The following is a 13,448-nucleotide window of genomic DNA, read 5'->3' on the forward strand; positions in this document are numbered from 1 at the left end:
CGTTGCGTCACCGTTGCGCTATGCGAACTGCCTATCACCACCAGCTATCCGAGTTGACCGTCCAGCTCAGCGAGATGTGTGGCCTGGCCAACGAGGCCATGCGGCGGGCGACCCAGGCCCTGTTGGAGGCCGATCTCGACGCCGCCGAACAGGTCATCCGGGAGCACGACCGCTTGGTGGTGATGCGCGCGCGAGCGGAGCGGGAAGCCTTCGCGTTGCTGGCGCTGCAACAACCGGTGGCCGGGGAGTTACGCGCAGTCTTCAGCGCCGTACAGCTCAGCGCCGACATCGAACGCATGGGCGCGCTGGCCGTGCACGTCGCCAAGATCGCCCGGCGGGAACACCCGAATCGGGTACTTCCTGACAAGGTCCGCGCGTGTTTCGCCGACATGGCCAAGGTGGCAATCGCGTTGGGCGACAGCGCAAAACAGGTGCTGATATCCCGCGACCCAGAGCAGGCCGCGCGGCTTCGCGAACAAGACGACGCGATGGACGAGCTCTACCGGCAGTTGTTCAGCGTGCTGCTGGACAAGGACTGGACCGACAATATTCCGGTCGCCGTGGACGCGGCGTTGCTGGGCCGCTTCTACGAGCGCTTCGCCGACCATGCCGTGGAAGTCGGTCGCCGGGTCGTCTTCATGGTCAGCGGTGACCTGCCGGCTCAGGATGAAATCTCCACCTACTGAGAGGCGCTGGGCGGGCTCGGCTGAGAGGATGGCCTCGTGCAAGTCGCGCCCAACATCCAAGGACGCCTGTGGCGCCACGGCAAGCCGCAGGACGAGTTCACCTTCGATGACATCTCCGAGTACCTCCGCGAGCCCGACGCCCTGGTCTGGGTGGATTTGTGCGAGCCGGACCACGACGCGTTCTGCGCGCTGGCAGACGAACTCGGCCTCAACAGGTGGGCCGTCGAAGACGCCGTGGCGGCGGCCGAGCGGGTCAAGGCCACCGCATACGAAACCCACACCTTCTTCACCGTCTATGCCGTGCACGTCACGGACGAAGCCACCGACGAGCCGCGGCGGATGCTGTCCATGCAGCGGATCTCGGCCTTCGTGCTTCCCCGCGGTTTGATCACCGTGCGCCTGACGCCCGACTTCGACATCGCCGCGGTCACCCGGCGCTGGGACGAGATCGGTGCCCAGCAGTACGGGGTGGGCGCCCTGGTGCACGGGTTGCTCGACGTCGTGGTGGACAGTCACTTCGCGGCGGTGGAAGCCCTGGACGACTGCATCGAAGACATCGAAGACGAGCTGTTCGACGGCAAGCCGCGGCAGGCGAGCTTTCAGCGCAGGACGTTTCAGATGAGACGCGACCTGGTCGCCCTGCGGCGGGTGGCGCTCCCGATGCGGGAGGTCGTCAATTCGATTCAGCACCACCGCCACGAGGTCGGCACCGCCCCCGAATTGGACCCGCTGTATGCAGACCTGTACGACCACGTGCTCCGCGTGTCGGAATGGACGGAGTCGTTGCGCGACATGGTCACAACGATTTTCGAAACCAATCTGTCGCTGCAAGACGCCCGGCTCAACACCATCATGAAGAAGCTCACCGGATGGGCGGCCATCATCGCCGTTCCCACCGCCATCACGGGCTTTTACGGCCAGAACGTGCCCTACCCGGGCTTCGGTCACCTCGCCGGCTTCCTGGCCAGCACCACCCTGATCTTCGTCCTGATGGTGGTCATCTACGTGATGTTCAAACGGCGCGACTGGTTATGACTGCTGACCTGCTGACCGAGTCCGCGGCCCCGAACGCGACGCTGGTCGCCGCCGCGCCCGTCGACGAGGTGCTGCGCCGGCTGGACAGCTCGGCGACCGGGTTGTCCGGCACGGAGGCCGCCGCCCGGCTGGCGCGTTACGGCCCGAACGCGGTGCGGACCCACCGCGTCAATGTCCTTGCGGTACTGGGCCGTCAACTGCGCAACGCCGTGCTCATCCTGCTGGCCGGCACCGCGGTGGTCTCGTACTTCCTGGGCGACAGCATGCAGGCCGTCATCATCGGCATCATCCTGGCGGCCAGCATCGGCCTGGGCTTCATCAACGAATACCGCGCCGAGCGGGCCGCGGCCGACCTGCATGCCAGCGTGCACCACAACGCCGTGGTGCGCCGCGACGGGAAGTTCGTCGCGATCGCCGTCACCGCGCTCGTCCCGGGCGACGTGATCCGGCTGTCGCTGGGGGAGGCCGTGCCGGCCGATGTCCGGCTGATCGACGTCAACGGTCTGGAATGCAACGAAAGCATCCTGACCGGGGAATCGACCGGATCGGAGAAGTCACCGGAACCGGTGCCTGCCGGAACCGACGTGGCTGACGCGACCGACCTGGCCTTCATGGGCACAATCGTCAGTGCGGGCGAGGGCACCGGTGTCGTGTACGCCACCGGGAAAAACGCCGAATTCGGGCGAATCGCAGCGGGTTTGGACGAACGCCAGCCCGAAACCGCTTTCCAGGTCGGGTTGCGCCGTTTTTCCTACCTGCTGCTCCAGGTCGCCGTCGCGCTGATGGTGATCATCCTGATCAGCAACCTACTGCTGGCCAAGCCCATCATCGACTCCGTGCTGTTCTCGCTCGCGATCGCGGTCGGGATCACGCCGCAGCTGCTGCCCGCCGTCGTCAGCACCGGCCTGGCGACCGGATCACGGCAGCTGGCCAAAGCGAAGGTGCTCGTGAAGCGGCTGGTGTGCATCGAAGACCTCGGCGACATCGACATCCTGATCACCGACAAGACCGGGACCCTGACCGAGGGCCGGATCCGTCTGGTGGACTCGGTCGATCCCGCCGGTGCGCACAGCGACGCGGTCCGCCGGCTGGGACTGCTGGCCACCGATGTGGACCCGGAAACCGGTGGCGCCAGCGCCAATTCGCTCGACGCCGCGCTTTGGGAGTCGCCGCAGGCGCACCAATTGGTGCCCGGGGCCGCGCGACGGGTTGCGATGCTGCCGTTCGACCATGAACGCCGGGCGACGTCGGCGCTGGTCGACGACGACGGAGGCCGGGTGCTGGTGGTCAAGGGGGCGCCTGAGCAGGTGCTGGCCCAGTGCCGCGCGGTCCCGTCGGCGGCCGAAGAAACCCTCGCGGGCTTGTTCGGCGCCGGGCGTCGGGTGGTGGCCGTGGCCACCAAACCGGCGCCGTCGCTGACAACGCTCACCCGGGCGGACGAGTGCGACCTGTCGCTCGTGGGCTTCCTGGTCTTCGCCGACGAGCCCAAATCCGCTGCGCGGCAATCACTGTCCGAACTGGCCGAGCTGGGCATCGAGCTGAAGATCGCCACTGGGGACAACCCCCGGGTCGCCGAAAAGGTCTGCGCCGAACTGGGTTTGGCGTCGAAGGGCACCGTCACCGGCGCACAGCTCGACGGTTTGGATGACCGCGCGTTCACCCGCACCGCGCGGAAGAACACGATCTTCGCGCGCATCTCCCCCGAGCAGAAGGAGCGGCTAATCACCGCGCTGCGGCGCGAGGGCCGATCGGTCGGCTTCCTGGGCGACGGCGTCAACGACGCGCTCGCCCTGCACGCCGCCGACGTGGGGATCTCCGTCGACAGCGCCACCGACGTGGCCAAGGACGCGGCCGACGTGGTGCTGCTGGAGAAGGACCTCAGCGTCCTGGCCACCGGGGTGGCCGAGGGGCGCCGCATCTTCGCCAACACCATCAAGTACGTGCTGATGGGCACGTCGAGCAATTTCGGGAACATGTTCAGCGCCGCGGCCGCGTCGGCGCTGTTGCCGTTCCTGCCGATGCTGCCCAGCCAGATCCTGCTCAACAACCTGCTTTACGACACCTCGCAGCTGGCGATCCCGACCGACCGGGTCGACGCGGCGCAGCTGCACGCGCCGTCGCATTGGAACGTCGCGTTCATCCGCCGCTTCATGCTGATCTTCGGCCCGATCAGTTCGCTGTTCGACTTCCTGACGTTCGGATTGATGCTGGGCGTGCTGCACGCCGGTGCTATCGAGTTCCGGACCGGCTGGTTCGTGGAATCGCTTGCGACGCAGACGCTGATCATCTTCGTCATTCGCACGCGCATGGTGCCGTTCTTTCGCAGCCGGCCCAGCGCGCTGCTCGCCGTCACCAGCCTCACCGTGGTGGCGGTCGGCGCCGGGCTGACGATTTCGCCGTTGGCGCGCACCCTGGGCTTCACGCCGCTGCCGTGGCAGTTCTTCGCCGCGCTGGGCACCTTCGTGGTCTGTTACCTGGTGCTGGTGGAGCTGGGCAAGCTGCTGTTCTACAGCGAGCCGATGCACGCCGTCGCGCAGCCGCACCGCACGCGCGGAAGTGCGTATCGCATCCGCCGACGGGCCGCGCGCTACCACTACATCGAGCGGCGGACGCGAAAGTGAGTGTCAGTGCTCGACGGCGATGGCCGGCAGATCCGAAAGGCCTTGCTGGATTCCCCGATCGACCTTGTCCGTCAGGGTCGTGCTGCCCGCCGGAGCCGTCTCCTGGCAACTGCAGCTCAGCGTGCTGAAGGGGCTTGGGTCGGCGTTTGCCGATGCTGCCGTCCAACCTGCAGCGCCGAAGGTGAGTGCAACGCCGACCAAAAGTTTAGGAATCATTTGGCCTTCGAATTCTCGAGATAGGTTCAGGCTCAATTTTACCGGCGCGCTTGTCACGAGCCTGTCAACTGCCTGTAAATTTCAGGCCTGATACTTCGGGCAGTACGCCCGGATGCTCACGCCCACGAAGTAGCCGGCGTGATAGCCATCGAGGTGGCTGTTGGTCATGACGTCGTTGGCCACCTGTTGCGGCGATTCACCGGACTCGAGTTCCTGGCACACCAAATGACCGGACCGGATGGCGGTTTCGGGCGACTCGTAGTTGATGCCCTTGGACGTCAGCGCCGCGAGGAAAGCGTCATCGGCCGCGCTCGCCTGCGCGGCCGGGGCCGCTCCCAGCGCGCCCAGCAGCCCGGCGGCCGGGACAACCCCGGCAGCCAACAGCAACAGCAGCAGGCTGGGGTTGCGAATCTGGGTCCTCGTCATTTCTGATACTCCCGTGACATCGAAGTGCCGTTGCTCGTTGACCGCGGGGGCTGCCCGAATATTATTCGCACGTTGCGGCGGCGCACGGTGCAGGATCAATGATATTGCGATCATCGCCACACCCGGGTTTGCTCCGGCATCGGCTCCGTCGGTGTATTGACGATATGCCGTACGTGCGTTGGTTGTCAGTGGCCGTTGTAGCGGTGTGCTTGGTGGGTTGTGGTGTGCGGCATGTCTCGGCGGCCACCGCTCGGGATGCTTCCGGCACGTTCCGTTCCGGCGGCATGGATCGAACCTACCTGCTACATGTGCCGCCGGGTAGCCCGGTCGGTCTGGTGCTGAGCCTGCACGGCGGCGGCGGTACCGGGAACGGTCAGCGGGGGCTGACCGGCTTCGATGCGGTCGCCGACGCCCACAACCTGCTCGTGGTCTATCCAGACGGTTACGACAAGAGCTGGGCCGACGGGCGGGGGGCGTCGCCGGCGGATCGCCGGCACATCGATGACGTCGGCTTCCTGGTGGGCCTGGTGAACAAGGTGCAGAACGACTACGGCATCGCCCCCGGGCACGTTTTCGTCACGGGGATGTCGAACGGGGGCTTCATGTCCAACCGGCTGGCGTGCGACCGTGCCGACGTGTTCGCCGCGGTCGCGCCCGTGGCGGGCACCCTGGGCGTCGGGGTGGCGTGCAATCCGTCGCGGCCGGTGTCGGTCTGGGAGGCCCACGGCACCGCCGACCCGCTGGTGCCGTTCAACGGTGGGGCCGTGCGCGGCCGAGGCGGGCTGAGCCACTCCGTCTCCGCGACCACGATGGTGAACAAGTGGCGTTCGGCCGATGGATGCCAGGGCGACCCCTCGGTGCAGGCGCTGCCCAACGTCGGGGACGGCACCGTCGTGCATCGCTTTGACTCCGCGGCGTGTGCGGCGTCCACCGAGGTGATCTTCTACCAGATCGACAGCGGCGGGCACACGTGGCCGGGCGGCAGGCAATACCTGCCGAAGGCGATCATCGGGCCCACCACCCGCGCGCTCGACGGGTCGGAGGCCATCGCGGAATTCTTCCTGGCGCACGCCCGGGACTAGTGGCGCTGCGGGTCAGCGCTGGCAGGACGGGCACCAGTACGTGACCCGTTCCCCGGCGTCGTCGTAGTTGATGGGGGTGCCGCAGCGACGGCAACCCTGCCCGGCGCGCCCGTAGACCCACAGCTGCCGCCCGGCCCGGGTATCGCCGGTGGTGCAGCGGTTCCAGCGGGACCGGTTCAGCCACAACATGTCCCGGGCACGGGCGACCAGCCGGCGCGGGTCGGCGACCGCGCTCACCGGGGCGGTGGGCAGGTGTCCGCTGACGAAACACAGCTCGTTGGCATAGACGTTGCCGATTCCGGCCAGCACGCGCTGGTCCAGCAGCGCCTCGGCGAGCGGGCGGTCCGGGTGCGCGGCCAGGTTGGCGGCGGCCAGCCCGGCGTCCCAGTCTTCGCCCAGCAGGTCGGGCCCCAGGTGGGCGACGGCGTCCCCGTCGCGGTCGCGCTCCAGGATCTCCAGGACGCCGAGGTCCACGCCGACGGCGCGGACGGCGCCGGCCTCCAGAACGATCCGCGCCCGGTGGTCGACCCGCACCGGCCGGTCGCCGACCCGCCAGCTGCCGTCCATCTTCAGGTGCGAGTGGATGCTCGCGCGGCCCACCCGGATGAACAGGTGCTTGCCCCGGCTGAGCACCTCGTCGACCGTCTGCCCGGTGAGGTCGACGGTCGCGTACCGGGGGACGCGGACGTCGCAGCGCGTGAGGGTGCGCCCGGCCAGGTGCTCGCGCAGCACTGCCGCGGTGTGCCAGACGGTATCTCCTTCGGGCATGGCTGGCGCGGCCTTAACGGAGCCGCAGTCCGCGTGGTGTGCGGGCGAAGCCCGCTTCCTGCAAGCCGTCCGCCACCGGGTTTGGCCCGTTTTGGGGCTGCAACGCCGGTGCGCCGTCGATGCGCTCGACCAGAATCGACGCGACGCGCCGGGAGGCGACCAACTCGGCCAGCGCCGCGGCCGCCGCATGGTGGGCCGCCGGGTCGTCGGTGAAGGTGAGCAGTGACCGCCCGCCGCGCTCGAGGAACCAGGCCAGGTGGCCGTCCACCAGCACGACGAGCGCGCCGGCCTTGCGGCCGGGCCGTGCGCCCTCCCCGCCGGGGTTCGGCCACGGCAGCGCGGCGCCGTAGGGATTGGCCGGGTCGGCGGCGGCGAGCACGACGGCCCGGTATTCCGGACGCTCGGGGTCGATCCCGTCGCTGTAGCTGCGCAGCCGGTCGACGGTCGAGGCGACCGCGAACTGGGCGCCGCCCAGCGACTCGACGAAGTAGCCGCGCTGGCACCGGCCGGCCTCCTCGAAGGTGCTCAGCACCTTGTAGAGCGTGGCGAATCCGCCGGTGACGCCCTCGGCCGCCACGGCGCCTCTGGTCAGCACGCCGTGACGGCCCAGCAGCAACTCCGCCTGGTAGTGGGCGCGCACCGTGGAATCGGGCTCGGGTGGCGGCAGGGCCGACCACCGGCCCGCCACCGTGGGGTCGGCGGGGCGGGATTGCGCATGCGCCACGCTGTATCGGCTCAGGCGCGGCGGGCGATGTGACCGGTGCGCCGGGGCCGCGCGCTTGCGGTTGCCGACGCCGCCGAGCATCGCGCGCACCGGCGCGAAGGTGTCGCCGGTGACCCAGCCCGCCCAGATCAGCTCCCACAGCGCGGCTTTGAGTTCGGTGTCGGGGGTGCCGCTCTGGGCCAGCTGACGGAAGAAGTACGCGCCGCCGCCGGCCAGCGTGTCCAGGATCGCGCGGTGGGCTTCGGTGAAGTCGATTTCAGCCGGCCCGGCCAGCGTCAAGGGCGCGGAATCGCTTACGTGCAGCGCGACCCAGCCGTCGCCGGCCGAAATCGAGCCGGCGCCCGACCAGGTCACCTCCCCGGTGGCGAGCAGCTCGTCGAGCATGGCGGGGGAGTAGTCCCGGATCCGTGGGCCAAGCACCAGCGGTTCGATCGCCGAGGCCGGCATCCGGACACCGGCCAGCTGGTCGACCACCGACATCAGCCCGTCCAGTCCCGAGTGGCCTGGGGAACCGGGCGAGGCCACCCGGTGCCAGGCGGGCAGGAACCGTCCGTACGCGGCGGTGCTCACCGGCTCGACCTGCGCGCGCAGCGCGGCCAGCGAACGCCGCCGCAACACGCGCAGCACCTCGGCGTCGCACCACTGTTCGCCTCCGGCCGCCGCGGAGGTTTCCGAGACTTCCGGTGCGGCGACGAAGTCGCCGCGCACCAGGCGGCCGTCGGCGGCCAGCCGGCCCAGCACGTCGGCCGTCACGCGCAGTCCCAGCCCGAACCGGGCGGCGGCCGCGGCGGTGGTGAACGGGGTGTGGGTGCGGGCGTACCGGCCCAGCAGCTCGCCCAGCGGGTCGGCCACCGCCTCGGTGAACGCGGCCGGCACGCCCAGCGGAACCGGCGCACCGACCCCGTCGCGCAGCCGGCCGATGTCCTCGATGGCCACCCACCAGCTGCGGCCGGCGAACGACACGGGCAGCGCCCGCCGGGCCGCGAGCAGGCCCTCGAGCCAGCCGCCCACCTCGGCGCCGCCGGCCCGGGCGGCGACCTCGTCCTCGGTCATCGGGCCCAGCAGCCGCAGCAGGTCCGCGACGCCTTCGGCGTCGCGCGCGGCCCGGTCCGCCGACAGGTGCTGCAACTGGCGGCCGGTCGCGGCGATGACGTCCGGGTCGAGCAGCTCGCGCAGCTCGACCCGGCCGAGCAGCTCGGCGAGCAGCGTGCTGTCCAGCGACAGCGCCGCGGCCCGGCGTTCGGCCAGCGGGGTGTCGCCCTCGTACATGAAGGCGCCGACGTAGCCGAACAGCAGGGAGGCCGCGAAGGGCGACGGCCGCGCCGTCTCGGTTTCGAGCACCCGCACCTTGCGCTGCGCGATGCCGGCCATCAGCGACGTCAGGGCGGGCACGTCGTACACGTCCTGCAGGCATTCGCGGATGGTCTCCAGCACCACCGGGAAGTCGGGGTATTTGCGAGCCACGTCAAGCAGCTGGGCGGCCCGCTGGCGCTGGTGCCACAGCGGCGACCGCTTGCCCGGGTGCCTGCGGGGCAGCAGCAGGGCACGGGCCGCGCACTCGCGGAACCGCGACGCGAACAGCGCCGAACCGCCCACCTCGTCGGTGACGATCGGATCGATCTCGTCGGCGTCGAAGACGAACAACTCAGCGCCGGGCGGGGTTTCGCCGGCATCGGACAGCATGTCCGGCAGTCGCACCACGATGCCGTCGTCGGAGGCGGTCGGCTTCTCGTCGAGGCCGTAGCGTTCGCGCAGCCGCCGGCCCACCGCCAGCGCCAGCGGCCCGTTCACCCGCAACCCGTACGGCGAGTGCAGGATCACCCGCCAGTCGCCCAGTTCGTCGCGGAACCGCTCGACCAGCAGGGTGGTGTCGGTTGGGACCACGCCGGCGGCGTCCCGCTGCTCGTCCAGCAGCGCCCACAGGTTGTCCGTGGCGTAGGCGTCGAACCCCAGGGCCGCGCACCGGGCGTTGAAGGCGTCGCGGTCCAGGCCGGCCAGCTCGCCGGTGAACGCGCCCAGCGCGGCACCCAGCTCGGCGGGCCGGCCCGCGTCGTCGCCGCGCCAGAACGGCAGCCGGGCCGGCTGGCCGGGCGCCGGTATCACCAGGACGCGGTCGTGGGTGATCTCGGTGATCCGCCAGCTGGTGGCGCCCAGCGAGATCACGTCCCCGGGCCGGGACTCGTACACCATCTCCTCGTCCAGTTCGCCCACGCGCGACGGCTTTTCCGACTCGCTGGCGAGGTAGACGGTGAACATGCCGCGGTCCGGGATGGCGCCGCCGGAGGTGACGGCCAACCGCTGCGCGCCCGGCCGCGCCGTCAGCGTGCCGGTGTCGCGGTCGTAGACCAGGCGGGGACGCAACTCGGCGAACTCGGTCGAGGGGTACTTGCCCGACAGCAGGTCGAGGGTGGCCTCGTACACGCTGCGCGGCAGCGTCGCGAAGGGCGCGCTGCGGCGCACCGTGTCGAACCACCGGTCGGCGTCCAGCGGCTCCAGGGCGGCGGCCGCCACCGTCTGCTGCGCCAGGATGTCCAGCGGGTTGGCGGGGACCCGCATCGTCTCGATCTCGCCCGCGAGCATCCGCTGCACGGTCACGGCGCAGCCGATCAGATCGGTGCGGTGCTTGGGGAACAGCACGCCCTGGGACACCTCGCCGACCTGGTGGCCGGCCCGCCCGATGCGTTGCAGGCCGCTGGCCACCGACGGCGGCGCCTCCACCTGGATCACCAGGTCGACCGCGCCCATGTCGATGCCCAGCTCCAGGCTCGACGTCGCCACCACCGCCTTGAGCAGTCCCCGCTTGAGGTCCTCCTCGACCAGGGCGCGCTGTTCCTTGCTGACCGAGCCGTGGTGAGCGCGGGCCAGGATCGGGTCGGCGCCGTAGGTCTGGCCGCTGCCCATGATGTGCGCGGGCGCCCCGCCCGCCACCTTCGGGTTGGTCTCACCTGAGAGCCCCACACCGCAGCGTTCGGCGTGGATCTCGTTGAGCCGCGCGGTGAGCCGCTCGGCCAGCCGGCGCGAATTGGCGAACACGATGGTCGAGTTGTGCGCCTCGATGAGGTCGACCAGCCGCGCCTCGACGTCGGGCCAGATGCTGTTGTTGGCCAGGTTGGCCATGTCGGGCACCGGAACCTGCACCGCCAGCTCGACGGTCTTGGCCGTGCGGGGCGCGATGATGGTCGTCGGTTGCCGTCCGGACAGGAACCGGGCGAGCTCTTCGGGTGGGCGCACCGTCGCCGACAACCCGATGCGCTGCGCCGGCGGCCCGTCCCGTAAATCGTCGAGCCGCTCCAGCGACAGCGCCAGGTGCGCGCCGCGCTTGCCGGCGGCGATCGCGTGGATCTCGTCGACGATCACCGTCTGCACGCCGGCCAGCGTTTCGCGGGCGGACGAGGTGAGCATCAAGAACAGCGACTCCGGCGTGGTGATCAGCACGTCGGGGGGACGGGCGATGAGCTGCCGGCGTTCGGCGGGAGGGGTGTCGCCCGAGCGGACGCCGACGCTGATGCCGGGCGGGGGGCGTCCGTGGCGCTCGGCTATGCGGGTGAGGCCCGCCAGCGGGGTGCGCAGGTTGCGCTCGACGTCGACAGCCAGCGCCTTGAGCGGGGACACGTAGAGCACGCGGGTGCCGGCCGGCCTCGCGGCCGGGCCGGCGAGGGAGTCCAAGGCCCACAGGAACGCCGCGAGCGTCTTGCCGGACCCGGTCGGCGCGATCACCAGCGTGTTGTCGCCGTCGGCGATCGCGTCCCAGGCTTCGGCCTGCGCGGTGGTTGGACCGGCGAAGGTGCTGGTGAACCATTCGCGCGTGGTCGCGCTGAACCGGCCTAAGGGGTCACGGGTGGTCACTTCACCATGGTGCCAAGGCGCACCGACAAGAGCGCGGGCTAGCGCGGCTGGATTCGGGCCGTCGCCATCGCGTGGGACAGCTCCTCGGGTATCTCGGGCACGCGCGCGATGGCGTCGAACAGTGAGTGCGCGCAGGCGTCGGCGAGGCGTTCGGCGTTGATCGTGGGATCGATGATGCGCTGGCGGCACAGCTCGAACGTGAACGCCAACCAGCCGTGACAGATCACCCGAAGGTCGCGCTCGACGTCCCCTTCCAGCTTCGCCCCGGAGATGTTGGCCACCAGGTCGTGGATGCGACTCATGATGTGTTCGAGCTGGCGGTTCTTGGCTTCGTCGTCGACGCCCAGCAGAACCGGGTCGGACCGGCCGAGCCCGACGTAGGCGGCCCAGGCGGCCTCCGGATTCTGCTCGTGGTAGGCCATGTACGCCATGACCCCCATCCGCACTTCTTCGTACATGGTGAGGCCGGTGGCGTCGTCCATGTTGGTGGTCTCGTACAGCCGGTCGGCCTCGTCCTTGACCACCGCGGCGAAGAAGGCGCGCTTGTCGGGGAAGTAGTGATACATCAGCGCCCGGGACACTCCGGCGCGCTCGGCGATCTCGTCGATCCGCACTTCGTCGTAGGGTCGCTTTCCGAAGACTTCGGCCCCCAAAGCGAGCAGCTCAGCGCGTCGATCCTCGGGGGATAACCGCCTTCGGCCTGTCGGCATGTGAGAGATAGTACTCATCGGTCCTGAGACACCAACCATATTGTGTCTATCCGGGCTCCACGCCCCGTGCCAGCGGTAATACATCCGAATAATTGACGCTGCGGGCTATTCGCGCACCGGCGGAAATTTTGCGGCCGCGACCCGGGATCCGGCCGTTTTACCGGGTTTGCCGATGGGTATTTGTCCCCATGCGATTTCCGCTTGTCATCGCGCGGTAACCATTGCGGCGCAGCAAACGATGGACAAAACAACGAATTCCCGGGATATGAGGGGCACCGATGCACAAAGCGGATGAGCGATCGGGTGGTGATCGCTTGGGACAGGAGGACGGCGAGGTGCGTGCCGCCATCCGGTTCGCGGCGGCGGCCGCGGCCGCGGCGGTCGGCTTCCTGATCCTGGCCGCGCTGTGGGTGAGCACCTGTCCCGGCACCGGTGTGGACACCGCGGCGTGCGGCGCGCCGCAGCGGACGTTGCTGGCGCTGGGCGGACCGCTGATCCTGCTGGCGGCCGGCCTCTGGGCGTTCCTGCGGACCTATCACGTATGGAAGGCGCGGGGCACCTGGTGGGGATGGCACGGCGCGGGCTGGTTTCTGTTCACGCTGATGGTGCTGATGGTCGCCATGGGCGTGGCCCCGATCGCCGGCCCGGCCCTGGTCCTCTGATAGGGGTCTCGCCAAAAGCCTCCCGGGAGATCTACCGTTGATGGTGCAACCCGTATTGAGCTGCGAATGCGTCACCAATCTCCACTAGGAGCAGCCATGGGAGACACGTTTCATGACCCCGTCGACCACCTGAGGACAACGCGGCCACTCGCCGGCGAGTCGCTGATCGACGTACTGCACTGGCCCGGCTACCTGTTGGTGGTGGCCGGTGTGATCGGAGGATCCGGAAGCCTGTCGGCCTTCGGCACCGGGCATCACCACGAGGGCATGACCGCGGGGGTGGTGGCGATCATCGCCACGGTCCTCGGGTTGGTGTGGGTAGCGATCGAGCACCGGCGGATCCGCCGGATCGCCGATCGCTGGTACGCCGAGCACCCCGAGGTGCAAAGGCAGTGGCCCGCCAGCTAGGAGCCCCCGCGCCGCGGCGTGCGTGAGCGCCGAGTGATTTTTGCCGGGAAGTAAACGCGGGGGGTTACCCGCCTCTTCGAGTGGGTATCAGGTGTGCACCATGATGAGTGCCGGAAGGGTTGCGTCAGCGTGGTCACCCCACGGGGGGCAGGAACACGAAGACACCGACATAGATGCTTACAGCGAGAACTACCAATACGACCAGCGCGATCCCGGCGATCACCGCCACGCGCTTGAGCCGCCGCGTCCGAACCGTTTCTGTGG

11 protein-coding genes are annotated in these 13,448 nt (G+C 69.4%); 6 read left to right on the forward strand and 5 right to left on the reverse strand.

Annotated elements, in window-relative coordinates; genetic code table 11:
- The first annotated feature begins 20 nt into the window (after nt 1-20).
- The 3 genes from phoU to mgtA are packed head-to-tail and all read left to right on the forward strand — an operon-like array spanning nt 21 to nt 4,342.
- Nucleotides 21-686 (forward strand): phosphate signaling complex protein PhoU, encoded by a 666-nt coding sequence (gene phoU / locus A5697_RS03030; RefSeq protein ID WP_067943042.1) that lies wholly within the window; start codon nt 21-23, stop codon nt 684-686.
- A gap of 36 nt (nt 687-722) precedes the next feature.
- On the forward strand, nt 723-1,721 hold the full coding sequence (locus A5697_RS03035; protein WP_067943040.1) for a magnesium transporter CorA family protein: 999 nt from the start codon (nt 723-725) through the stop codon (nt 1,719-1,721).
- Nucleotides 1,718-4,342: a magnesium-translocating P-type ATPase gene (mgtA, locus tag A5697_RS03040; protein ID WP_067943038.1), complete on the forward strand. Its 2,625-nt coding sequence runs from the start codon at nt 1,718-1,720 to the stop codon at nt 4,340-4,342. Before A5697_RS03035 ends, mgtA begins: the two co-directional genes overlap by 4 nt.
- Before the next feature lie 3 nt (nt 4,343-4,345).
- On the opposite strand, the gene A5697_RS03045 is transcribed toward mgtA, so the two are convergent.
- The gene (locus A5697_RS03045; protein WP_231971964.1) at nt 4,346-4,615 is read right to left on the reverse strand and encodes a hypothetical protein; all 270 of its coding nucleotides are present in this window, start codon (nt 4,613-4,615) and stop codon (nt 4,346-4,348) included.
- Between the two features lie 24 nt (nt 4,616-4,639).
- Nucleotides 4,640-4,984, reverse strand: a complete 345-nt coding sequence (locus A5697_RS03050; RefSeq protein ID WP_067943035.1) for a DUF732 domain-containing protein — start codon at nt 4,982-4,984, stop codon at nt 4,640-4,642.
- Between the two features lie 164 nt (nt 4,985-5,148).
- Between A5697_RS03050 and A5697_RS03055 the strand changes: the two genes are divergently transcribed.
- Complete coding sequence (locus A5697_RS03055) at nt 5,149-6,066, forward strand: PHB depolymerase family esterase (protein ID WP_067943032.1); 918 nt, start codon at nt 5,149-5,151, stop codon at nt 6,064-6,066.
- A 12-nt stretch (nt 6,067-6,078) separates the two neighbouring features.
- On the opposite strand, the gene nei2 is transcribed toward A5697_RS03055, so the two are convergent.
- The 3 genes from nei2 to A5697_RS03070 are packed head-to-tail and all read right to left on the reverse strand — an operon-like array spanning nt 6,079 to nt 12,114.
- Nucleotides 6,079-6,834 carry an endonuclease VIII Nei2 gene (gene nei2 / locus A5697_RS03060; protein WP_068007907.1) on the reverse strand — a complete coding sequence of 252 codons (756 nt, stop codon included), beginning with the start codon at nt 6,832-6,834 and terminating at the stop codon, nt 6,079-6,081.
- Nucleotides 6,835-6,847: 13 nt separating this feature from the next.
- Nucleotides 6,848-11,404 carry an ATP-dependent helicase gene (locus A5697_RS03065; protein ID WP_068007908.1) on the reverse strand — a complete coding sequence of 1,519 codons (4,557 nt, stop codon included), beginning with the start codon at nt 11,402-11,404 and terminating at the stop codon, nt 6,848-6,850.
- Nucleotides 11,405-11,442: 38 nt separating this feature from the next.
- On the reverse strand, nt 11,443-12,114 hold the full coding sequence (locus A5697_RS03070; RefSeq protein ID WP_067946456.1) for a TetR/AcrR family transcriptional regulator: 672 nt from the start codon (nt 12,112-12,114) through the stop codon (nt 11,443-11,445).
- Nucleotides 12,115-12,392: 278 nt separating this feature from the next.
- Between A5697_RS03070 and A5697_RS03075 the strand changes: the two genes are divergently transcribed.
- Together A5697_RS03075 and usfY are read left to right on the forward strand one after the other, a co-directional pair.
- Nucleotides 12,393-12,776 carry a hypothetical protein gene (locus tag A5697_RS03075; RefSeq protein ID WP_067946454.1) on the forward strand — a complete coding sequence of 128 codons (384 nt, stop codon included), beginning with the start codon at nt 12,393-12,395 and terminating at the stop codon, nt 12,774-12,776.
- Between the two features lie 96 nt (nt 12,777-12,872).
- Nucleotides 12,873-13,184, forward strand: coding sequence for a protein UsfY (gene usfY / locus A5697_RS03080; protein WP_067946451.1), 312 nt, complete (start codon nt 12,873-12,875; stop codon nt 13,182-13,184).
- Nucleotides 13,185-13,448 lie beyond the last annotated feature (264 nt).

It is taken from the genome of Mycobacterium sp. E3251 (genome assembly GCF_001666835.1).
Lineage (GTDB): Bacteria > Actinomycetota > Actinomycetes > Mycobacteriales > Mycobacteriaceae > Mycobacterium.